This is a genomic window from Catenuloplanes atrovinosus (genome assembly GCF_031458235.1).
GTDB classification, from domain to species: Bacteria; Actinomycetota; Actinomycetes; order Mycobacteriales; family Micromonosporaceae; genus Catenuloplanes; species Catenuloplanes atrovinosus.
Genome location: NZ_JAVDYB010000001.1, coordinates 1,304,168 through 1,325,088, shown reverse-complemented (window position 1 = coordinate 1,325,088; position 20,921 = coordinate 1,304,168). Strand labels below are relative to the sequence as shown.

Genomic DNA, 20,921 nt, shown 5'->3' with positions numbered 1-20,921 from the left:
CGTTCCTGGGCCGGCTCGCCGCGCACCTCGGCGCGGCACCGCTGCCGGTCTGGTCGGAGCGCTGCGCCGAGCCGCCGCCGCCTGCGCGTGAATCCTCACCGCAGTTCGCCGCCGCGGTCCCGGATCAGTTCGCGGAGGCGGGTGAGGACCCGGCCGCTGCCGATGCCGTCGTGCTCGAACTCGTTGGTGATCCACATGGTGGCGTTGCCGAGCCGGGCGAGCGTCTGCCGCTGCAGGCTCTCGTCGACGAACACGTCGTCGTGGTAGACGATCGCGGCCAGCGGGACCGCGTTCGCGGCGAGCCGGTCCGGGTCGTAGAGCGGCGTCCACGTCTCCACGGCGGCGAGCTGCTCCATCGCGGCGGCGAACGGGCGCAGCGCGCGGATCTCCTCGAACATCCACGGGAACGTCATCTCGGCGGTGAACAGCAGCGGCCGGCGGTCCTCGGCGAACTCGGGCCGCCGGTCCCGTTCGCGCTGCGCGGACCAGCGGAACGGCCCGTTCGCCCCGTCGCCGTAGATGGTCTCCTGGAGCGTCCAGTACAGCGGGTTCGACGCGCTGGACGTGCGGGTCAGCACGCCCTCCAGGAATCCGTCGGTGAGCCGGCCGTCGTCGGTGAGCGCCTCGGAGATCAGCCAGTGCAGGCGCAGGTGGCCGCGGCCGAAGCCGAGGTCGGCACCGAGCGTCTGGAGGCGGCGCACGGACAGCGGCGAGCCGTCCGGCAGCCGGGTGCCGCCGGCTGCCAGTCGGTCAGCGATCGCGGCGACCGTCTCCGCGTCCTGCGGGTACCGGCGGTAGAGGTCCGCGGTCTTCGCGGCGGCGCGGTCGAAGGTGCGCCGGTAGACCGCGTCCGGGTCGGCCGGGACGCCCGGGATGCCGCCGCACACGTAGCAGGCGGTCAGGGCCTGCGGCGCGGTGGACAGGTAGGTGAGCGTGATCCACCCGCCGAAGCTCTGCGCGAGCGTGGCCCAGCGCTTGCCGTCGTACCGGGTGCGGCGCACGTGCTCCAGGTCGCGCACGATCGAGTCGGCCCGGAACCGCAGCAGGTACGCGCCCGGGTCCGCGACCCGCGCGATCACCGTGCCGTCGACCGGCGAGCTGCGGCCGGTGCCGCGCTGGTCGACCAGCACCACGCGGTAACCCGGCAGCGCCTCGGCGAGCCAGCCGTCCACGCCGGTGAACCGCGGGTTCGCGCCGCCCGGACCGCCCTGGAGGTAGGTCAGCAGCGGCAGGTCGTCGTGCCGCCGCTCCGGGTCGGCCAGTTCGCGGACGAAGAGCGCGATCGTGCCGGCGGACGGGTCGTCCCAGTCCAGCGGCACGTCGACGGTGAACTCGCGGACCCACGCCCCGGGCATCGCGTATTCGATCATGTGGCGGCCTCCTTCGCGCGGGCCGCCCCGGCGGCCCCCGTTAAGGATCATTCCTGGGTACGCCGCCAGCAGGCGCTTCGCCGAGTTTCAGCCGATCATGGCCGGAGCGCCCCGGCCAGCACCGCGATCAGCCCGCCGATCCAGACCGCCGCGGCCGCGGCCAGCAGCACGCCGCCGAGCAGGTGGTTGCGGCGGCGCGAGCCGGCGACCGGGCCGTCGAGCACGGTCCAGGTCGCACCGCCGCTGAGCGCGAGCGCCACGAGCAGATAGGCCAGCACGGGGTGACCGATACCCTCATCGGTGAACCGGTGGTGGCGGTGGGTCAAACAGCGACCGCCACCGTGGTACGGACGGTGCGCGGATCGGCCAGGCAGCGCAGCACCGCGTCGGCCAGATCGGCGCGCGAGATCCGGTTGCCGCCGCGCACCCCCCGGCCCAGTTCGGTGCGGTAGCGGCCGGTCCGCGGCCCGTCGGTGAGCATCGGCGGCCGGACGATCGTCCAGTCCAGGTCCGTGGCCGCGACCAGGTCTTCCATCGCCCGCATGTCCGCGTACGCGTGGGCGAGCACCCGCTTCAGGATCGGCTTCACCGCGTACCGGGTGAGCGGCCCGTCCCGGTCGTCCACGTGCATGCCGCTGTTGCTGACCACGACCAGGCGGCGGACGCCGTGCCGGCGCATGGCCGCGACCGCGGCGGCGGCGCCGTCCGCGCAGATGGTGGTGGGTGCGCGCAGTCCGCGCGGGCCGAGCGCGGAGACGACCGCGTCCCGGCCGGAGATCGCGCCGCCGATCGCGTCCGGGTCGGTCACGGTCGCGGTCGCGACCGTGAGGCCGGGCAGGTCGGGCAGCCGGGCCGGGTCGCGGACCACGGCGGTGACGTCGTGGCCCGCCGCGCGGGCCTGGCGCAGCACGTGCGTGCCGGTGCCGCCGGTGGCGCCGAGAACGGTGATCTTCATGACGACTCCTGGTTGGTGAGTGCTCACTAACCACTATGGTTAGTGAACACTCACCCCTGCGTCAAGGAGCGGAATGTCGACCACCCGCGATCGCATCGTCAGCGCCGCCGCCGGCGTCATCCGGGACCGCGGGCTGGCCCGGGCGACGACCAAGGAGATCGCGCTGGCCGCCGGCCTGTCCGAGGCGGCGCTCTACAAGCACTTCCGCGACAAGACCGACATCTTCCTCGCGGTGCTGGGCGAGCGCGGGCCGACCACACTGGTCGCGGTGCTCGGCGGGCTGCCGGGCCGGGTCGGTGCGGAGCCGGTCGCGGACGTGCTCCGCGAGGTGGTGCTGGCCGCGGCCGACTTCTACGAGCACGGCTTCCCGATGGCCGCGTCGCTGTTCTCCGACCCGGCGCTGTTCGCCGCGCACCTCGGCCGGCTGCGCGAGCGGAACTCCGGGCCGCAGGTGCCGCTCGCGGCGCTGGCCGGCTACCTGGAGGCGGAACGGCGGCTGGGCCGGCTGCGCGCGGACGCCGACCCGGACGCGGCGGCGGCGATGCTGCTCGGCGCCGCGTTCCAGCGCGCGTTCCTCGGCAACTTCACCGAGACCGGCGACCCGGCCGACTTCGCCGGCACGGTGGTCGCCACGCTGCTCGCCGGCCTCGAAGGGTGACCGCCCGGCTCGCCGGGCGGCCTCCCCCTCAGCGAAGCGTGTCCACCACCGCGGCGGCGGCGTCCGCCAGCAGCGCGTTGTCGTACTCGGCACCCTCGGTCTCCCGGGTCGACAGCACCGCCAGCACGATCGGCGCGCCGGACGGCGGCCACAGGACCGCGATGTCGTTGCGCGTGCCGTACCCGCCGGAGCCGGTCTTGTCCCCCACCACCCAGTCGGACGGCACGCCCGCGCGGATCGTCTCGCCGCCGGTGGTGTTCGCCCGCAGCCACGCGACGAACTGCTCCCGGTCGCCCCGGCACAGTTCGCCGCCGAGCGCGTAGGCGCGCAGGTCGGCCGCGAGCGCGCGCGGCGTGCTGGTGTCGCGGCGGTCGCCCGGGATCGCGGTGTTCAGCTCGGTCTCGATCCGGTCGGCGGAGGTGGTGCGGTCGCCGATCGCGCGCAGCGCGCGCTCCAGCCCGTCCGGGCCGCCCAGCTCGCGGAAGAGCAGGTTACCGGCCGTGTTGTCGCTGACCGTGATCGCGGCCTCGGCGATCGCGGCGAGCGTCATGCCCTCGTCCACGTGCAGCTCCGTGACCGGCGAGTAGTCGACCAGGTCGGCCGCGGTGTAGCGGACCACGCGGCGCAGCTCGGCGTCGGTGGTGCGGTCCAGCACCGCGGCGGCCGCGAGCGCCTTGAACGTGGACGCGTACGCGAACCGCTCGTCCGCCCGGAACGTCACCGTCCGGCCGGTGCCGGTGTCCACCGCGTAGACGCCGAGGCGCGCGTCGTACCGCTGCTCCAGCCGCTGGTAGACGCCGGTCGCGGACGCGGCCGTGGGCGTCAGCGCGAGCACCGCCGCGACCACCGTCACGATCTTCAGGACCTTCAAGACCAACCCCTCTGGTGGGTACGAATCGGACGACCCGACTCTGGCAGAGGCGTCTCATGCTGTCGAAGACGGGAAGCGTGGTTCTCATGCCGATCTGGCATAGTGCCGGTTCATGGACCTTGTCGCCGCCAGTCGCGCGTTCGTGGCGGTCGCCCGGCACGGCAGCTTCACGGTCGGCGCCGCCGCGCTGCGAATCCCGCAGTCCGTGGCGTCCCGGCGGGTCTCCGCGCTGGAGGCGCACCTCGGCGGCGACCTGCTGGACCGGTCCGCGCGCGCGGTCACGCTCACGCAGTTCGGCGCGGGGCTGCTGCCGGCCGCGCAGCGGCTGATCCGGCTCGCGGATGAGCTGGAGCACGACGCGGAGCGCGCGCGGCGGCGCCCGTTCCGGCTGACCGTGCCCGCGATCTGCCCGCCACCCGCGCTGGCCCGGCTGGTCGCGGCGGCCCGCGCGCACGGGCTGCACCTGGAGCCGGTCCCGGCCGGGCGGGAGGAGCGGGCGGACGGCGCGGCGCTGCTCGCCGTACCGCCGGACGTCGGGGTGTGGGTGGTGCCGCTCGGCCTGGCCGCGCGCGACGAGCCGGTCACGCACGTGGAGCGGCTGCGCCCGTCCAGGGCGGATTCCGGCCGCCCGGACCGGCGGATCTGGATCCAGCCGGAGGACGACGTGCCGCACGTGCGGGACCGGGTGACCCGGGCCGGCGCCGCGGCCGGTCTGCGCCCGGCGCAGCTCGTGGTGGCCGGGTCGCTGGTGGAGGCCGCCGCGGAGGCGCTGTCCGGGCCGGACCTGCTGCTCTGTTCCGCGGCGCAGGCCGGGGCGCACGGGCTGGCCTGGTCGCCGGCCGCCGACCTGGACGTGGCCCGCGGCTACGACGTGGCGTCCGGCCCGCCCGCGCGGCTGCACCTGCTGCGCACGCTGCTGTACGTACCGGTGGGGGAATGTCTGGGGGTGGTGGCGTGAGCACCGCGAGGGTGTTCCGCGAGGCGCGGCAGGCGCTCGACGACGCCGGGCTGCGCGGTGGTTTCCTGGTGCGGGACCTGCGCTCCGGCGAGGAGCTGGGGATCGAGCCGGACGCGGTGTTCCCGGCCGCGTCGCTGGTCAAGGTGCCGCTGGCGGTCGCGGTGCTGGAGCGCGCGCACCGCGGCGAGCTGGATCTCGCGGCGCCGGTGACCGCGCCGGCCGACCGGGTGGCGGCGCCGGGCCCGCCGGGGCTGATGCGGTTCCGGCACGCGGCCACGATCGCGGTCGAGGACCTGCTCTACCTGGCCGTGGCGATCAGCGACGGCGCCGCCGCGGACGCGCTGTTCGCGCTGGTGCCGCCGCGCGCCGTGATGGACGAGCTGCGCCGGCTCGGGCTGGACGGGATCGCGGTGCGGCACGGCATCCGCGACCTCTCCGAGACCCCGGTCGAGCGGTTTCCGCGCGAGGAGGCGCACCTGGCTCACGCGCTGGCGATCGGCGCGGTCACCACCGGCCAGGGGCATCCGATCCCGCAGCTCGACGTGAGCCGCACGCACGCGGGCTCCGCGCGCGCGTTCGCGGACCTGCTGACCGCGCTGTGGACGCCGTCCGCGGTCGCGCCGCCGGTCGCGGCGCGGCTGCGCGAGCTGTTGGGCGACAACGTGCACCGGCAGCGGCTGGCGCCGGACCTGGCCTCGGATTCGTCGCGCTGGTCGTCGAAGACCGGCACGGTGCTGACCATGCGGCACGAGATGGGTGTGGTGGAGCACGCGGACGGCGCCGCGTACGCGATCGTGGCGCTGACCGAGTCGCGAGTGCCCGCGGTGGTGCAGCCGGCCGCGGAGGCCACGATGGCCCGGGTCGCCCGCCTGCTGCGCGATCTGCTGCGGTCCGAGGGCGCCGCCGGCGGCTGACGGGGATCGAGCGTCCCCTTGTTGCCCCACCACCGGCGGACGGAGGGTCGGGGGGTGAGCAATGAGGACGACCGGTGGAGGCGCTGTGTTCCCTGCCAGTAGTAGTAAGCCCGGCGTGGTCGGGCGGCCGATCGCCCGCGCGGACGGCGTCGCGAAGGTGACCGGCGCGGCGACCTACGCCGCGGACGCCGACGTGCCCGGCGTGGTGCACGCGGTGCTCGTGACGAGCGACGTGGCGCGCGGCCGGATCGTGTCGATCGATACCGGCCCGGCGGCCGGGCGCGGCGTGCTGGCCGTGGTCACGCACCGTACCGGCCTGGCGATGACCGTGCCGGGGATCGACGCGGGTGTGCTCAAGCGGTTCCTGCCGTTGCGGGACGACGTGATCCGGCACGCGGGGCAGCCGGTCGCGATCGCGGTCGCGGAGACACCGGCCCAGGCGCAGGAGGCGGCCGCGCGCGTGGTGGTCCGGTACGACGCGCAACCGCACCGGGCCGCGCTGGCGGACGCGCTGGACGAGGCGTTCACGCCGCCGCCCGGCCCGCTCGGCCCGAACGAGCGCACCCGCGGCGACGTCGCGGCCGGGCTGGCCGCCGCGCACGTGACGGTGGAGGCGGAGTACGCCACGCCGACGCATCACCACAATCCGATCGAGCCGTCCGCGACCGTCGCGGTCTGGGACGGCGACCACCTCACCGTGTACGAGTCGACGCAGTTCATCAGCGGCACCCAGGGCGCGCTGGCGCAGGCGTTCGGGCTGCCCCGGGCCAACGTGCGGGTGATCTCGCCGTATCTGGGCGGCGGCTTCGGCGCGAAGAGCGCGGTGTGGCCGCACACGATCCTGACCGCGGCGGTGGCGCGGCACCTTCGCCGGCCGGTGAAGCTGGTGCTGAGCCGGGCGGACATGTACACCTCGCACGGGCACCGCGCGGAGACGCTCCAGGCGGTCCGGCTGGGTGCCGGCCGGGACGGGCGGCTGACCGCGATCGACCACGTGGTCACCCAGCAGGTGTCCACCACCGAGGAGTTCGGGCTGGTCAACGGCGCCCACTCGGCGCGCTTGCTGTACGCCTGCGCGAACGTGCACACGCTCCAGCGCGCGGTCCGGCTGGACCTGCCCACCGGCGGGCTGATGCGCTCGCCGGAGGCGCCCACCGGGCACGCGCTGGAGTGCACGATGGACGAGCTGGCGTACCGGCTCGGCATCGACCCGGTGGAGCTGCGCCTGCGCAACTGGACCGGCGTCAACCCGGAGACCGGCGCGCCGCACGGCAGCAACCAGCTGCGTGAGTGCTACCGGCGCGGCGCGGAACGGTTCGGCTGGTCACGGCGGAATCCGCGGCCGGGGTCGATGCGGGACCGGGACGGGCTGATCGGCTGGGGCATGGCCACGGCCGCGCACACCGCGGGCTCGTTCGGCGCCGCCGCCGCCGTGACGATCGGCGTGGACGGCAGCGCGCGGTTCGAGTCCGGGACGCAGGACATCGGCACCGGTACGTACACGATCATGCAGCAGGTCGGCGCGCAGACGCTCGGGCTGACCGCGCACCAGGTGACGTTCGCGCTGGGTGACACGCGCTTCCCGGTCGCGGGCCCGTCCGCCGGATCGGGCACCGCGGCAAGCGTCGGCGCGGCCGTGATCCGGGCCGCGACCGCCGCGCGGGACCAGGTGGTCGCGGCCGCGGTCGCCGACCCGGGCTCGCCGCTGCACGGGCTGGCACCGGACCAGGTGGGTGCCGCGGACGGCTGGTTGTTCGCCGCCGGGCAGCCGTCGCGGCGGGTGGCGTACCGGGACGTGATGCGCCGGCACGGGGTGGCGATCACCGCGACGACCACGCCCGCGCCGGTACCGCCCGGCTGGTCGACCGGCGCGGTCTTCGTGGAGGTGCACGTCGACCCGCTGCTCGGCCGTGTCCGGGTGCGCCGGGTGGTGGGCGTCTTCGACACCGGCCGGGTGCTGAACCGGCAGACCGCACGCAGCCAGGCCATCGGCGGCGCGGTCTGGGCGATCGGATTCACCCTCACCGAGCACACCCTCATCGACCCCCACCTCGGGCGGATCGTCACACCGAACCTGTCCGGCTACCTGCTACCGGTCAACGCCGACATCCCCGACATCGACGTCGACTTCGTCGACGTACCCGATCCGACCAGCCCAGCACTCGGCGCCCGCGGCTTCGGCGAAGTGCCGATGACCGGCATGACCGCCGCGATCGGCAACGCCGTGTTCCACGCCATCGGCCACCGGATGCGCGACCTGCCGATCACGCAGGACAAGATCCTCGCGGCGCTGGGCTGACCGGCGATGCTGGTCGAGGTGTGGCCGTTCGTGGTGCGGGCGCGGGCGCGCGGGGTGCCGGTCGTGCTGGTGCGCCTGGTGGGCCGGGACGGGCGCGGGTCCCGGCCGCTCGGCGCCACCATGGCCGTGGCCGGCGACGGCTCCTGGTGCGGATCGATCTCCGGCGGCTGCGTCGAGGGCATCGTGCTCGACGAGGCCCGCACGGTCCTGGCCGGTGGCGGGCCACGCCTGCTCGCGGTCGATCCGGGCGCGCACCTGATGCCGTGGGAGGCGGCCCCGGCCTGTGGCGGCATCCTCAGCGTGCTGATCGTCCCGGCGCCGCCCTCCCCGGTACACGACGAGATCACCACGGCCCTGGCCGCCGGCCCGCCGATCACGGTGAGCGTGGAAACGGCGGCCCCCTGGCGCTGGCGAACCGGACCGGCCCGATCCGGCCCCGCCACGCCGGGCCCGGCCACCGGTGCCGGACCCGCCGCGTCCGGCTCGGCCACCGGTTCGGGACCCGCAGCACCGGAACTCGCCGACCGGCACGCGGCCTCGACAACCGGTTCCGGGCCCGCCGCGCCCGGGATCACCGGCCCGCACGCGGGCTCGGCCACCGGTGCCGGACCCGCCGCGCCGGACCATCCGGTGATCACCGCCCCGATGTTCGCCGAGCAGTTGCGGCCGGGGCCGCGGCTGGTCGTGGTGGGGGCGACGGATCTCGGTGCCGCGCTGGCCACGCTCGGGCGGGCCGTGGGCCGGCGGGTGGAGATCGTCGATCCGCGGGAGAGTCACGCGCTGCCGGACGGCTTCCCCGGTGCGAGCCGCGTGGAGCGGGCGTGGCCGGACGCGTGGCTGGCCGCGCACCCGCCCTCGCCGGCCGACGCGGTCGTCGCGATCACGCACGACCCGCGCATCGACGACCGGGCGCTGCGGGCAGCGCTCGGTGGCCGGACCGGATACGTCGGCGCGCTCGGCAGCCGGGAGACCCACCGCGCGCGGCTGGCCCGGCTGGCCGGCACCCCCGGCCTCGACCGCCTCGCCGGCCCGGCCGGCCTCGACCTCGGCGCCACCTCCATCGCCGAGACCGCGCTGTCCATCCTCGCCGAGATCATCGCCACCGCCCACGACCGCGACGGCGGCCACCTGGCGACCCGCACCACCCCGATCCGCGCGGCGCCGGCACTCACCGAACCGCCGCTGACCGGCGCGCTCCTGCCCGGCGGCGCCGCGCTCGCGGCGGCCTGCGCGCTCTGACCGCAGGCCGAGCCGCCTACGCGCTCCGCCCGCAAGCCGAGCGGCGTGCGCGCTCCGCCCGCAAGCCGAGCGGCGTGCGCGCTCCGGCCGCAAGCCGAGCGGCGTGCGCGTCGCCCGGCCCACCCGGGCCGGGCGACGCGGTGACCGTCAGGACGTGCGGCGCAGGATCGCCAGGAACATGGCGTCGGTGCCGTGGCGGTGGGGCCAGAGCTGGACGGTCGGGCCGGTGCCGAGGCCGGGCATGCCCGCGGGCAGCAGTGGGCGGGCGTCCACGAAGTCGACCGGCAGCTTGGAGCGGCGGGCCGCCTCGGTGACCGTCACCTGCGTCTCCACCACGTGCGGTGAGCAGGTCACGTAGGCGACCACGCCGCCGGGGCGGACCGCTTTCAGCGCGGCGACCAGCAGCTCGCGCTGGAGGCTGGTCAGCGGCGGCAGGTCGGTCGGCTTGCGGCGCCAGCGGGACTCGGGGCGGCGGCGCAGCGAGCCGAGGCCGGTGCACGGCGCGTCGACCAGGACCCGGTCGAAGGACTCGGCGGGCAGGTCGCCGGTCCCGGCGGTACGGCCGTCGGCCACGACCGTGGTGACCGGCAGGCCGCGCGTGGCGTTGGCGACCAGCCGGGCCCGGTGCTCCGCCACCTCGACCGCGGTCACTTGGGCGCCGCGCTCGGCGGCGAGCGCGCCGAGCAGGCCGGCCTTGCCGCCGGGGCCGGCGCAGAGGTCGAGCCAGCGCTCGTCCGGACCCTCGATGGTGGCATTGGTCAGCGCGGTGGCGACCAGTTGGGAACCCTCGTCCTGCACGTGGACGCGGCCCTGGGCCAGCGCGGACAGGTCACCGGGCGCGCCGCCGGGCAGGTAGACCGCGTACGGCGAGAACGCGCCCGGCGCGCCGCCCAACTCGTCGGCGAGCGCGACCGCGTCCGCGCGGCCGGGGCGCGCGCACAGGTGCACGGGCGGGCGCTCGTTGTCCTCGGCGAGCGCGCGGGCGGTCTCGGCCATGTCCCCGCCGAGCGACTCGGCGAACGCGCGCACGATCCACTGCGGGTGTGCGTGCGTCACCGACAGGTTCCCCACCGGGTCCTCGTCCCGCTTCGGCGCGACCTCGGTGATCCACTCGTCCCAGTTCTTCGTGGTGATCTGGCGCAGCACCGCGTTGGCGAAGCCGGCGGCACCGGGCGCGACGGAGCGGACCAGGTCGACCGTGGTGGCGACCGCGGCGTGCGCGGGCACGCGGGTATGCAGCAGCTGGTAGGCGCCGAGCCGCATCGCGTCGCGGGCCGGCGGGTCGATGCGCTCGACGTCGCGGCCCGCGGCCTCCTTGATGATCAGGTCTAGCGTGCCGACCAGGCGCAGCGTGCCGTAGGTCAGCTCGGTCGCGAACGCGGCGTCCCGGCCGTACAGCCGCATGTCCGCCAGGATCTGCGGAAGCACCAGGTTCGCGTACGCGTCGTCGCGGTGCACGGCCGCGACCGCCTCGTAGGCGGCCTGCCGGGCCGGGTCGGACGGCGGGCGCCCGCCGCGCGGGGCACGGCCGCCGCCGCGCGAGTCGCGGTCCCGGCCACGCCCGTCGCCGGGCGCGTCGGAGCGCCGCGGGCGGCCGGCGTTGTGCGGCCGGTCCGCCTGATGCCGGTCGGAAGATCCGGAGCCGGCGTCGGTACGCAGCGGCCGCTCAGCCGCACCGAAATCACGTCGATCAGGGCTGTTCATGCGAAGGACTCCCCCGTCTCGACGCGGACGCCGCGCGCCCAGTCCGTGGCCGGCATCGGCTTCTTGCCGGCCGCGCGCACCTCACCCAGCGCCACCGGCGTGGTGGCGGTCCCGACCAGTACCTGTGTGCGCTCGACCAGCAGGTCGCCGGGTTCGAGCCGGGGCGCGTTCGCCACCGGCCGGACCGGGCCGAGCTTCACCCGCTCCTCGCGGAACGTGGTCCACGCGCCCGGCGCGGGCGTGCACGCCCGGACCCGCCGGTCCACCGCGAACGACGGCTCGGTCCACCGGATCTGCGCGTCCTCCACCATGATCTTCGGGGCGAGCGAGACGCCGTCGGCCGGCTGCGGCTCCGCGCGCGCGGTGCCTTCCTCGATCGCGTCCAGCACCGCGACCAGCAGCCCGGCGCCGGACACGGCGAGCCGGTCGAGCAGGTCGCCGGAGGTGTCGGTGGGCCGGATCTCGTCGGTGAGCGTGCCGAAGACCGGGCCGGTGTCCAGGCCGGCCTCCAACTGGAACACGCTGGCGCCGGTCACCTCGTCGCCGTGCAGCACCGCGTGCTGCACGGGCGCGGCGCCGCGCCACGCGGGCAGCAGCGAGAAGTGCAGGTTGATCCAGCCGTGCTTCGGGATCTCCAGCGCCACGGGCGGGACCAGCGCGCCGTACGCGACGACCGGCACGCAGTCGGGCGCCAGCGACGACAGCCGCTCCAGGAACTCGGGCTCGCGCGGCCTGGCCGGGGTCAGCACCTCGATGCCGCGCTCGTCGGCCCAGGCGGCGGCGTGCGAGCGGACCAGCCGGCGGCCCCGGCCGGAGGGCGCGTCCGGCCTGGTCACGACCGCGAGCAGCTCGTGGTGCGACGCGGCGATGGCGTCCAGCGCGGGCAGTGCGACGGCCGGCGTGCCGGCGAAGACGATGCGCATGCCGGTCACCGCCCCAGACCGAAGGGGCTGGAGTGCGGGCTCACCTTCACGGTCGGCGGCTTGTCCCGGTCGTACCAGTCGGCCTGGCGGATCTCCCGCATCGCGGCCTTGCGCGCCTCCGGGTCCAGCTTGTCCAGGAACAGCACGCCGTCCAGGTGGTCGGTCTCGTGCTGCACGCAGCGCGCCATCAGGCCGGTGCCGACGATCTGCACCGGGTCGCCGTGCTCGTTGAAGCCCTTGGCCACCACGTTGAGCCGGCGCTTGGTGTCGTAGTACAGCCCCGGGATGGACAGGCAGCCCTCGGGCCCGTCCTGTTCCTCCTCATCGGGGAACTCCAGCACCGGATTCACCAGGTGGCCGACCACGTCGTCGACGTCGAACGCGAAGACCCGCAGGCCCACGCCGAGCTGCGGCGCGGCCAGCCCGGCGCCGCCCGCCTCCCGCATGGTCTCGGTCAGGTCCGCGACGAGCTTGCGCAGCTCCCTGTCGAAGTCGACGACGGCCTCGGCCGGCGAGCGCAGCACCGGATCCCCGAAGAGTCGGATGGGCTGGACGGTCACGCTGCGCACTCCTCGCTGACAATGTACTGGGCTGACGTACCAGTCTACGGACTCACCCGATCGTGACCGGCAGGGCGGAGTATCCGCGCAGCACCAGCCGGTCGCGGCGGATCGCCGGCCCGTCCTGCGCGAGCCCGGGCAGCATGGTCACCAGCATCGGCAGCGCCACCTGGGTCTCCAGCCGGGCCAGCGGCGCGCCGAGGCAGTAGTGCGCGCCGCCGCCGAAGGAGACCGGCTGCACGTTGGTGCGGTCCGGGTCGAAGCGGCCCGGGTCCGGGTAGCGGTCGGGGTCGCGGTTGGCGGCGCCGAGCAGCATGCTCACCGAGTCGCCGGGCGCGAAGCGCACGCCGTCGAACTCGACCGGCGCGCCGGCGAACCGGGTGGCCATCTGCACCGGCGAGTCGTACCGCAGGATCTCCTCAACGTAGGCGGGCGCGAGGCCGGGGTCGGCGCGCAGCCGCGCCGCGTGCTCCGGCCGGTCCAGCAGGATCTTGAGGCCGGTGCCGAGCAGGTTCGTGGTGGTCTCGAAGCCGGCGACCAGCAGCAGGACCAGGTTGGCGAGCAGTTCTTCGCCGGTGAGCGGGGAGTCGCCGTCGGCGAGCGCGCTGGTCAGGTCCTCCTGCGGGCTGCGGCGGCGCTCCGCTATCAGCCCGACGAAGTAGTCCTCCAGCTCGCGCCCGGCCACGTCGGCCCGCTGCATCTCACGCTCCGTGCTGATCGGCTCCAGCACCACGGTGAGGTCCGCGACGCGCCGCCGGAACCAGGGCCGGTCCGTGTCCGGCACGCCGAGCAGCGCGCAGATCACGCCGATCGGCAGCGGGTACGCGAACGCCTCCACGAAGTCCGCGCGCGGCGGCAGCGCGGTGATCAGTTCCTCGGCCAGCTTCGCGATCACGTCGCGCATCGCGGCCACGCGCCGTGGGGTGAACGTGGCCGCGGCCGCGCGGCGCACCCGCGAGTGGTCCGGCGGGTTCGTCTGCAGCATGGAGAGCACGATCGAGGCGACGCCGCGGTTCTGCCGCCACTCCGGCCAGAACTGGTCGTAGTCGTTCGCGTCCGCGATGCGCATGGCCGGGTCGCGCAGCACCCGGTTGGTCAGCGCGTGCGATGTGATCCACCACCGGCCGTCCGCCATGAAGACCGGCGCGTGCGCACGCAGCACGTCGTACGCCGGGTACGGATCGTTACGCCCTTCGGGCAGGAAGAGTGACGCCAATGCGCTCTGGTAATCCATCGCCCCCGTGCCTCCTCTGTAGACCAGTGACCTCGACCTATCATGCCTGGTGAAGGCCGCCACAATGTCGCGCGTCGTTCACGGATGGCCCTTACTCTGAGCGACCATGAACTTGATCGACATTCTCCGGTACGCGGTTCACGGGATCATCGGCGCCGGTGCGGCGGCCGTGGCTCTCGCGTGCGCCGGCGCGCCCGCGCACGCGGACGACACATATGTGACCACGCCCACACTCACCGGCTGGGCCGCGCTTCCGCCGGAGACGTTCGTGCCCGGCAGCCGGCCGTCCGGCGCCGCGCTGGGCGACACCCTGATCAACGGCATACCCGTCCCCTTCCCGCAACAGCCGGTGCAGGGCTTCTCCGGCGGACTGCACAACAAGGACGGTACCTACGACGTGCTCTCCGACAACGGCTTCGGCACCCGGGCGAACAGCGCGGACTTCCTGCTGCGCGTGCACCGGATCGCGCCGGACGTCGCCACCGGCACGATCGACGTGGTCGGCGGCTTCTACCTGACCGACCCGGACGGCCACGTGCCGTGGGAGCTGACCCGGCCGGACCGCGCGCTGACCGGCGCCGACTTCGACCCGGAGTCGATCGCCCGGGACGCGGACGGCGGCTACTGGATCGGCGACGAGTTCGGGCCGTACCTGCTGCACGTCGACCGCGCCGGCCGGCTGCTCGCGCCGCCGGTGCCGATGCCCGGCGTCACCGCGCCCGAGTCCGCGGACGCCTCCGGCGTGAAGGCCAACCTGGACGCCAGCAAGGGCATCGAGGGCCTGGCCGCGTCGCCCGACGGCCGCCACCTGTGGGCGCTGCTGGAGGGCCCGGTCGGCGGGGACGGCGCGCGTGACCTGCGGTTCAGCCAGTTCGACCCGCGCACCGGCGGGTACACCGGCACGCGGCACGTCTACCGGCTGGACCGCGCGGACCTGGTGGCCAGCGACGTGGTCGCGCTGGACGCGAACCGGTTCCTGGTGATCGAGCACGACGCCGGCCTGGGCGATCACGCGGGGACCAAGCGGATCTACCTGGCCGACGTGCGCGACCGGGACCGCGACGGCGCGATGGACAAGACGCTGCTGGTCAACCTGATGAACGTGGCGAACCCGGAGCTGGTCGGCGGGTTCCGCGGCACCTTCACGTTCCCGGTGCAGCCGGAGGGCGTGATCGTGCTGGACGACCTCACCGTCGCGGTGCTGAACGACAACAACTTCCCGGGCTCGGCCGGCCGTTACCGCGGCGTCGCCGATCACAGTGAGTTCATCACCATTCGTCTGCCGAAGTCCCTGGAAGCGGACCCGCGCGCGCTCGGCTGACGGGTCCGTGCCCGGTGGCGGTCACCGGGATGTCGGCCGTCATTCACCGACGGCTTCTACGTTGAGCCACCATGGGAAAGATCACGATCAACGGGTACGCCGGGCGCGCGATCGCGGGCGCCGGCGTACTCGCCCTGACTCTGGCTATCGCGGGCGCCCCGACCCAGGCGCACGGTGACAAGGTTAAGACCCCGACGCTCACCGGCTGGGCGTCGCTGCCGGCCCTGACGTTCGTGCCCGGCAGCGAGCCGTCCGGCTCCGCGCTCGGCACCGCGCCGGTCAACGGCATCGCCGCCCCCTGGGCCGACCAGCCGGTGCAGGGCTTCTCCGGCGTGCTGCGCAACGCGGACGGCACCTTCGACGTGCTCTCCGACAACGGCTTCGGCACCAAGGCCAACAGCGCCGACTTCCTGCTGCGCATCCAGCGGATCGCGCCGGTCTTCGGCACGCACGAGGTGGACGTGCTGGGCGGCATCAACCTGACCGACCCGGACGGCCACGTCTCCTGGGACCTGGTCCGGGACGACCGCGTGCTGACCGGCGCCGACTTCGACGTCGAGTCCGTCGTGCGGGACGCCGACGGCGGCTACTGGATCGGTGACGAGTTCGGTCCGTACCTGCTGCACTTCGACCGCACCGGCAAGCTGCTGTCCGCGCCGGTCCCGCTGCCCGGCGTGACCGCGCCGGAGACCGCGGCCCGCACCGGCACCGCCGCCAACCTGGGGTCCAGCAAGGGCTTCGAGGGCCTGGCCAAGTCGCCCGACGGCCGCTACCTCTACTCGCTGCTGGAGGGCACGGTCACCGGCGACCCGGCGGCCACGCTGCGGTTCAACGAGTTCGACACGCGCACCGGTGCGTACACCGGCAAGCGCCTGACCTATCAGCTCGACGCCGCGAACCTGGCGATCGGCGACGCGATCTCGGTCGACGCGAACCGCTTCCTGGTGATCGAGCGCGACGGCGGCCAGGGTGCCACCGCCGTGATCAAGAAGATCTACCTGGCCGACAAGCGGGACCGCAACAAGGACGGCCTGATGGACAAGACGCTGCTGGTCGACCTGATGAACGTGGCGAACCCGAAGCGCATCGCCGGTTTCGGCACCACGTTCACGTTCCCGTTCCAGACCATCGAGGACGTCCTCATCCTGGACGACACCACCATCGCGGTGCTGAACGACAACAACTTCCCGGGCTCGGCCGGCCGCGCCGCGGGCGTCGCCGACAACAACGAGTTCATCACCATCCGCCTCCCGAAGTCCCTGGACGCGGACAAGCGCATCCTCGCGCAGCGCTAGACCTAACCTCCGAGGGGTAGACCCCGGCGGCACACCTCGTGCCGCCGGGGTCTCATGCTCTCACCGGCTGGAATCGGGATGATCGACGCGTGACGGTCTACGGGCGGAAATGGAACTTCCGGCGGCACGAGCCGGTCTATCCGATCTCCGCCTCGGCCGCCGCCGCCCGGGACGCGCGCGGCGACCACTACGCGGTCGCGCTGCCCGGCGGCGCCTTCCCCGGCGCGGTCCTGGAGATCGCCTGGCGGCAGGACCACGCCGGCGTCTGGTTCCTCGACGACCGCGGCCGGCAGACCCTGCTGTACGAGTTCCGCCGCGCCGGCGACCGCCTGTTCCTGCACTCCGTGACCGAGTGGGACTACGCCGGCGGCGACAGCGCCACCCGCGTCTCCGAGCGGCGCTTCCGTGAGGACGGCGAGGTGCGCCGGATCGTCACCGACGACGACGCGCCGGAGCATGTCACGGAGGACCGCGGCGACACGGACGTCTCCGGGCACTGGGAGCCGGTCCCCCGCTTCGGCGACTGGGCGTCACTGGCCCGCCGGGACCGCACCTGATCAGCCCTCCGGCTGGTTTGTCGCCGTTCCGCCTCCCGGCCGCCGTCCCGGTGCCAGTCTGGCCGCATGGATCGCAGAGGACTGCTGACCGGTGCGGCCGCGGCCGGCCTGGTCATCGCGCTGCCCGGACCGGCGTCGGCGGCGACCGGCCGGCCCGCGCTGGAGTACGGACACGAGGGCGGCTTCGTACCGTCCGGCTGGAATGAACTGAGCCCGCCCACGCTGGTCGTCTACCGGGACGGGACCGCGATCGCGGACGCGGAGCGCCGGTGGCGGCTACGGGACGCGGACGCACTCGTGCGGCACGCCGAGGCCGTGGTGCGCGACCCGGCCAACGGCACGCTCACGCTCGGCCCGGACGACCCGCGGGTGGCGGACGCGCCACACACGTACTTCCGCACCCGGCGGCACCGGCTCAGCGCGTACGCGCTCGAGATGTACCGGGAGTACGGCGGCTACCCGGCCGTGACCTACGCGCTGCTCGACGCGGTGGAGGCCGCGACCGCGCGGGTGCGCATGCACGGGGTGCGCTACCGCCCGGACGCGGTCAAGCTGGTCGCGGTCGCGGTGGACGGCACGGACCCGGCCGCGGAGATCCACCCGTGGCCGGCCGGCGTGGCGGTGCCGGCGTTCGCGGACGGCGCGTGGCGCAGCGTGGAGCACCGGTACGGCGCCGCCGCCCGCGCCGTGGTCCGCGGCCTGCCGGCGGGCTGGCTCCTCTACCGCACGCCGTCCGGTGCGGTGCTGACCGCCGCGTACCGGCGGCTGCTGCCTCACGAACGCGGCGCGTGAGCCATCTGGTCGCCGATGACGGCGAGCAGCGCCAGCTTCTCGTAACTCTCGCTGCCCGGCACCGCGGTGTAGACCATCAGGTGGTGTGACTGCTCGGGGTCGAGCAGCGTCTGGCACTCCAGCGTGAGCACGCCCACCTCCGGGTGCACCAGGCGCTTGACGTTGCCGAACCGGACGCCGACGTCGTGCTCCTCCCACAGCGTGCGGAACTCGTCGCTGAGGTCGAGCAGCAGGTTCGCGTACTGCGCGGGCCGGGACGCGGGACCGCGGCGGGCGACCAGTTCGCGCAGCCCCGACACGTACACCCGGGAATGCAGTGGATGTTCCTCGGCGACGTAGCGGCGGCGCACGGCCGGATCGGTGAACCACCGGTAGCCCACGCTCCGCGCCGGCCCCTCGTATCGCGTGTTGTCGCCGGTCAGCGCGACGCACAGCGGCGTCTGCCGGAGCGTCTCGCCCATCTCCGTGACGATCTCGGCCGGGCTGTCGGTGAGCCGGTCGAAGATGCGCAGCAGCCCCGGGCTGATGTGCTCGCTGGCCGAGCCGCGCAGCGGCGGGGCGTGCCCGGCCAGCCGGAACAGGTGGTCGCGCTCGTCCAGCGACAGGTGCAGGCCCTGCGCGATCGAGGCGATCATCTCGGCCGACGGGTGCGGCCCCCGCTCCTGCTCCAGCCGCCGGTAGTAGTCGGTGGACATGAAGCAGAGCCCGGCGACCTCCTCGCGGCGCAGCCCGGCGGTCCGCCGGCGTATCCCGCGCGGCAGCCCCACGTCCTCCGGCTGCAACGACTCCCGCCGACGGCGCAAGAACTCCGCGAGCCCGGCACGATCGATCATCCGCTTTGCACCTCCTGCTGACCGTTCTACCGCCGCCGCCGGGTCACCACCAGGGGACCCCCGATCCCCCCTTATCGGCGCGCGTACCCCGGGCGAGAGGGGGATCCCAAGGCCCTGGCAGGCACCGGGGCCCGGGCGCAGTCTCGAAACACACCCCCGCTTCGAGAGGTAGCAGCATGTCACGCACCCGACCGAACCTCACCGTTCCGGACCTGACCGGCAGGCTCGCCGTCGTCACCGGCGCCAGCGACGGCGTCGGCCTGCACATCGCCACCGGCCTCGCAGCCGCCGGCGCCGAGGTCGTCATGCCGGTCCGCAACCGTGCCAAGGGCGAGGCCGCGATCGCCCGCATCCGCGAGCAGCACCCCCGAGCCGTCCTGTCGCTGCGGGACCTCGACCTGTCCTCGCTCGGCTCGGTCGCCGCGCTCGGCGCCACGCTGCGCGCCGAGGACCGGCCGATCCACCTGCTCATCAACAACGCCGGCGTGATGACGCCACCCACCCGGCAGACCACCGCGGACGGCTTCGAGCTCCAGTTCGGCAGCAACCACCTCGGCCACTTCGCACTGGTCGGTCACCTGCTGCCGCTGCTGCGCGCCGGCCGCGCCCGGGTCACGTCGCAGCTCAGCCCCGCCGCCGACCGCAACGCCATCAACTGGGACGACCTCCAGTGGGAACGGTCGTACCACCCGTTCCGGTCGTACAGCCAGTCCAAGATCGCGTTCGGCCTGTTCGGCCTGGAACTCGACCGGCGCAGCATTGCCGGCGGCTGGGGCATCACCAGCAACATCTCCCACCCCGGCATCAGCCCCACCAACCTGCTGTCCGCGCAGCCCGGCATCGGCCGCCCCCGCGACACCGTCGAGGTCCGCGCCATCCGCCTGCTCTCCCGGCTCGGCATCCTGCTCGGCACCCCGCAGACCGCGGCCCAGGCCGCCCTGATGGCCGCCACCTCCTCCACCGCCAGCCGCGGCCGCTTCTACGGCCCCAGCGGCCCCGGCCACCTCGGCGGCCCACCCGCCGAGCAGGCCATCTACTCCCGGCTCCGCAGCGAGGACGAGGCCACCCGCCTCTGGCACCTCTCCGAAACCCTCACCGGCGTCACCTTCCCCACCATCCCCTCCCCCGCCGGCCGCCGCTGATCTCCCGTCTCCCGTGTGCGGGCGCCGGTCCACCGCACCACGACCCCGGACCCCGATCTTCCCGCTCCCAGCCCAGTCCAGCCCGCATGCTCCCGCGGGCAAACCTCCGGCTCCCCTCCGACTCCGCTGGCGCTCCGCTCCGGTCCGCCGATCGAAGCCGGCATCCGTGTGGTCACCGAAACCCACGCCATCGACGCCGTCCCAGCCTCCCGGCCGCACGCTGCGCCGCGTCCGCGACCGCAGCGGGCCTGTTGATCAACCAGTTTTCATCTATGTGAGCCACAGGCACGTAATTCGCGCCGAATAACGTGCCTGAGGCTCACATAGTCACAATGGACGCCCACCACGACCGGCATTTATCAGGAAATATCGGGCAAGACTGCGCGACTTCAGACCCGACCGCGCCATCCAGGACCGCACCAGGCGGGACCAGACCGCGCGACCAGGCGGGACCAGACCAGACCGGGCGGGACGGGGCCATGTCGTGTAGGAGGTGGGATCGGGGGGCCGGGGTCGTCGGCCGGAGGTGGCGCGGCGCCGGGACGGGGTCGGATCGCCGGGGAGAGAGGGTCAGCGGCGGTGGAGCATGAAGCCGTGTTCGATGAGGAAGTCGAGGGCGAATTTCTCGACCATGCGGTGGCCGGGGCGGGGGTCGCGGCGGACGTGGTCGATGTCGAAGGCCGCGCCGAAATAGGCCTCGATGTCGGCGGGGCCGACGCTGAACGGTGGTGACGGCAGTGCCGGGCGGTATTCGAGCGTGTTGATCCAGTAGCGCGTGCCGGGCCGGGTGAGCGCGGTCAGCGCGGTGACGTACCGGTCGCGCATGTCGGGCGGGAAGGCGATCAGGGAGGCGCGGTCGTAGACGACGTCGATCGGGCCGAGCGCGGCCGGGGTCAGCGCGAACAGGTCCGCGCAGTGGATCGTCAGGTTGCCGGCGGTGAAGACGCCGGACGGGCCCTCGACCGGGGTCAGGCCGGTCTCGTCGAAGAACTCCGTGACCGCGCGCGGCACCAGTTCCACCCCGATCACCTCCCGGGCATACCGCGCGAAGTACGGCAGATCCACCGATTTGCCGCAGAGCGGTACGAGCACCCGCGCCCCGTCCAGCACGCCCTGCGAGGCCAGCATGGCGGCGTGCTCGTGCACGTCGCGGAGGTGAAAACTGGTCTTGGTGCCGCCCTCGTCCCACGAGTCGACCCAGAACTGCTGCTCCATGGACCGACCATAGGGGACGCCGTGCAGATAAAGCGCACGTTTCACCCGTAGGAGCCGCTCAGGACGCGCGGACCCGCGCCG

The 20,921-nt window shown here is 74.2% G+C and carries 20 protein-coding genes; 10 read left to right on the top strand and 10 right to left on the bottom strand.

What is annotated here, in order from left to right; all coding sequences use genetic code 11:
• Positions 1–95 precede the first annotated feature (95 nt).
• The 3 genes from J2S41_RS05510 to J2S41_RS05500 all read right to left on the bottom strand — a co-directional run bounded on the left by J2S41_RS05510 (position 96) and on the right by J2S41_RS05500 (position 2,325).
• A complete protein-coding gene (locus J2S41_RS05510) occupies positions 96–1,370 on the bottom strand; it encodes an alpha/beta fold hydrolase (protein WP_310363851.1) in 1,275 nt (424 codons plus the stop codon).
• Positions 1,371–1,465: 95 nt separating this feature from the next.
• On the bottom strand, positions 1,466–1,648 hold the full coding sequence (locus J2S41_RS05505; protein WP_310363848.1) for a hypothetical protein: 183 nt from the start codon (positions 1,646–1,648) through the stop codon (positions 1,466–1,468).
• Between the two features lie 44 nt (positions 1,649–1,692).
• Positions 1,693–2,325, bottom strand: a complete 633-nt coding sequence (locus J2S41_RS05500; protein ID WP_310363845.1) for an NAD(P)-dependent oxidoreductase — start codon at positions 2,323–2,325, stop codon at positions 1,693–1,695.
• Positions 2,326–2,398: 73 nt separating this feature from the next.
• Here J2S41_RS05500 and J2S41_RS05495 point away from each other — a divergent pair, with 73 nt between their 5' ends.
• Positions 2,399–2,983 (top strand): TetR/AcrR family transcriptional regulator, encoded by a 585-nt coding sequence (locus J2S41_RS05495; protein WP_310363842.1) that lies wholly within the window; start codon positions 2,399–2,401, stop codon positions 2,981–2,983.
• 28 nt (positions 2,984–3,011) lie between these two features.
• Here J2S41_RS05495 and bla read toward each other — a convergent pair whose 3' ends face one another.
• Positions 3,012–3,854 (bottom strand): class A beta-lactamase, encoded by an 843-nt coding sequence (gene bla / locus J2S41_RS05490; RefSeq protein WP_310363840.1) that lies wholly within the window; start codon positions 3,852–3,854, stop codon positions 3,012–3,014.
• Positions 3,855–3,966: 112 nt separating this feature from the next.
• Here bla and J2S41_RS05485 point away from each other — a divergent pair, with 112 nt between their 5' ends.
• The 4 genes from J2S41_RS05485 to J2S41_RS05470 all read left to right on the top strand — a co-directional run bounded on the left by J2S41_RS05485 (position 3,967) and on the right by J2S41_RS05470 (position 9,264).
• A complete protein-coding gene (locus J2S41_RS05485; protein ID WP_310363839.1) occupies positions 3,967–4,812 on the top strand; it encodes a LysR family transcriptional regulator in 846 nt (281 codons plus the stop codon).
• Entirely contained in the window at positions 4,809–5,726 is a 918-nt protein-coding gene (locus J2S41_RS05480) for a serine hydrolase (RefSeq protein ID WP_310363837.1), read from the top strand. The genes J2S41_RS05485 and J2S41_RS05480 overlap by 4 nt, the downstream gene beginning before the upstream one ends.
• A gap of 85 nt (positions 5,727–5,811) precedes the next feature.
• Positions 5,812–8,025, top strand: a complete 2,214-nt coding sequence (locus tag J2S41_RS05475) for a xanthine dehydrogenase family protein molybdopterin-binding subunit (protein WP_310363834.1) — start codon at positions 5,812–5,814, stop codon at positions 8,023–8,025.
• 6 nt (positions 8,026–8,031) lie between these two features.
• Positions 8,032–9,264: an XdhC family protein gene (locus tag J2S41_RS05470; protein WP_310363832.1), complete on the top strand. Its 1,233-nt coding sequence runs from the start codon at positions 8,032–8,034 to the stop codon at positions 9,262–9,264.
• 147 nt (positions 9,265–9,411) lie between these two features.
• On the opposite strand, the gene J2S41_RS05465 is transcribed toward J2S41_RS05470, so the two are convergent.
• Genes J2S41_RS05465 through J2S41_RS05450 form a run of 4 tightly spaced genes read right to left on the bottom strand, consistent with a single transcriptional unit; the run spans position 9,412 to position 13,685 of the window.
• Complete coding sequence (locus J2S41_RS05465) at positions 9,412–10,968, bottom strand: RsmB/NOP family class I SAM-dependent RNA methyltransferase (RefSeq protein WP_310363829.1); 1,557 nt, start codon at positions 10,966–10,968, stop codon at positions 9,412–9,414.
• The gene (fmt, locus tag J2S41_RS05460) at positions 10,965–11,891 is read right to left on the bottom strand and encodes a methionyl-tRNA formyltransferase (protein WP_310363826.1); all 927 of its coding nucleotides are present in this window, start codon (positions 11,889–11,891) and stop codon (positions 10,965–10,967) included. Before fmt ends, J2S41_RS05465 begins: the two co-directional genes overlap by 4 nt.
• Positions 11,892–11,896: 5 nt before the next feature.
• Complete coding sequence (gene def / locus J2S41_RS05455; RefSeq protein ID WP_310363824.1) at positions 11,897–12,451, bottom strand: peptide deformylase; 555 nt, start codon at positions 12,449–12,451, stop codon at positions 11,897–11,899.
• A gap of 52 nt (positions 12,452–12,503) precedes the next feature.
• Positions 12,504–13,685: a cytochrome P450 gene (locus J2S41_RS05450; RefSeq protein WP_310363822.1), complete on the bottom strand. Its 1,182-nt coding sequence runs from the start codon at positions 13,683–13,685 to the stop codon at positions 12,504–12,506.
• A 106-nt stretch (positions 13,686–13,791) separates the two neighbouring features.
• Here J2S41_RS05450 and J2S41_RS05445 point away from each other — a divergent pair, with 106 nt between their 5' ends.
• From J2S41_RS05445 to J2S41_RS05430, 4 genes are all read left to right on the top strand, one after another.
• Positions 13,792–15,006: an esterase-like activity of phytase family protein gene (locus tag J2S41_RS05445; RefSeq protein ID WP_310363819.1), complete on the top strand. Its 1,215-nt coding sequence runs from the start codon at positions 13,792–13,794 to the stop codon at positions 15,004–15,006.
• 71 nt (positions 15,007–15,077) lie between these two features.
• Positions 15,078–16,301, top strand: a complete 1,224-nt coding sequence (locus J2S41_RS05440) for an esterase-like activity of phytase family protein (RefSeq protein ID WP_310363817.1) — start codon at positions 15,078–15,080, stop codon at positions 16,299–16,301.
• An 89-nt stretch (positions 16,302–16,390) separates the two neighbouring features.
• Positions 16,391–16,858, top strand: a complete 468-nt coding sequence (locus J2S41_RS05435) for a hypothetical protein (RefSeq protein ID WP_310363814.1) — start codon at positions 16,391–16,393, stop codon at positions 16,856–16,858.
• 66 nt (positions 16,859–16,924) lie between these two features.
• Positions 16,925–17,650 carry a hypothetical protein gene (locus J2S41_RS05430; RefSeq protein ID WP_310363811.1) on the top strand — a complete coding sequence of 242 codons (726 nt, stop codon included), beginning with the start codon at positions 16,925–16,927 and terminating at the stop codon, positions 17,648–17,650.
• Here the strand turns inward: J2S41_RS05430 and J2S41_RS05425 are convergent.
• A complete protein-coding gene (locus tag J2S41_RS05425) occupies positions 17,632–18,483 on the bottom strand; it encodes a helix-turn-helix transcriptional regulator (RefSeq protein WP_310363808.1) in 852 nt (283 codons plus the stop codon). The genes J2S41_RS05430 and J2S41_RS05425 overlap by 19 nt on opposite strands.
• Before the next feature lie 176 nt (positions 18,484–18,659).
• On the opposite strand from J2S41_RS05425, the gene J2S41_RS05420 reads away from it, so the two are divergent.
• Positions 18,660–19,625 (top strand): SDR family oxidoreductase, encoded by a 966-nt coding sequence (locus tag J2S41_RS05420; protein ID WP_310363806.1) that lies wholly within the window; start codon positions 18,660–18,662, stop codon positions 19,623–19,625.
• A gap of 570 nt (positions 19,626–20,195) precedes the next feature.
• Here the strand turns inward: J2S41_RS05420 and J2S41_RS05415 are convergent.
• Complete coding sequence (locus J2S41_RS05415; RefSeq protein ID WP_310363802.1) at positions 20,196–20,840, bottom strand: class I SAM-dependent methyltransferase; 645 nt, start codon at positions 20,838–20,840, stop codon at positions 20,196–20,198.
• Positions 20,841–20,921: the final 81 nt, after the last annotated feature.

Coding starts and splice junctions, on each gene's coding strand:
- J2S41_RS05440 (WP_310363817.1), top strand. CDS start 15,078: ATGGGAAAGATCACGATCAACGGGTACGCCGGGCGCGCGATCGCGGGC.
- J2S41_RS05430 (WP_310363811.1), top strand. CDS start 16,925: ATGGATCGCAGAGGACTGCTGACCGGTGCGGCCGCGGCCGGCCTGGTC.
- J2S41_RS05450 (WP_310363822.1), bottom strand. CDS start 13,685: ATGGATTACCAGAGCGCATTGGCGTCACTCTTCCTGCCCGAAGGGCGT.
- J2S41_RS05495 (WP_310363842.1), top strand. CDS start 2,399: ATGTCGACCACCCGCGATCGCATCGTCAGCGCCGCCGCCGGCGTCATC.
- J2S41_RS05500 (WP_310363845.1), bottom strand. CDS start 2,325: ATGAAGATCACCGTTCTCGGCGCCACCGGCGGCACCGGCACGCACGTG.
- J2S41_RS05425 (WP_310363808.1), bottom strand. CDS start 18,483: ATGATCGATCGTGCCGGGCTCGCGGAGTTCTTGCGCCGTCGGCGGGAG.
- J2S41_RS05445 (WP_310363819.1), top strand. CDS start 13,792: ATGAACTTGATCGACATTCTCCGGTACGCGGTTCACGGGATCATCGGC.
- J2S41_RS05510 (WP_310363851.1), bottom strand. CDS start 1,370: ATGATCGAATACGCGATGCCCGGGGCGTGGGTCCGCGAGTTCACCGTC.
- J2S41_RS05415 (WP_310363802.1), bottom strand. CDS start 20,840: ATGGAGCAGCAGTTCTGGGTCGACTCGTGGGACGAGGGCGGCACCAAG.
- fmt (WP_310363826.1), bottom strand. CDS start 11,891: ATGCGCATCGTCTTCGCCGGCACGCCGGCCGTCGCACTGCCCGCGCTG.
- J2S41_RS05485 (WP_310363839.1), top strand. CDS start 3,967: ATGGACCTTGTCGCCGCCAGTCGCGCGTTCGTGGCGGTCGCCCGGCAC.
- J2S41_RS05470 (WP_310363832.1), top strand. CDS start 8,032: ATGCTGGTCGAGGTGTGGCCGTTCGTGGTGCGGGCGCGGGCGCGCGGG.
- J2S41_RS05465 (WP_310363829.1), bottom strand. CDS start 10,968: ATGAACAGCCCTGATCGACGTGATTTCGGTGCGGCTGAGCGGCCGCTG.
- J2S41_RS05420 (WP_310363806.1), top strand. CDS start 18,660: ATGTCACGCACCCGACCGAACCTCACCGTTCCGGACCTGACCGGCAGG.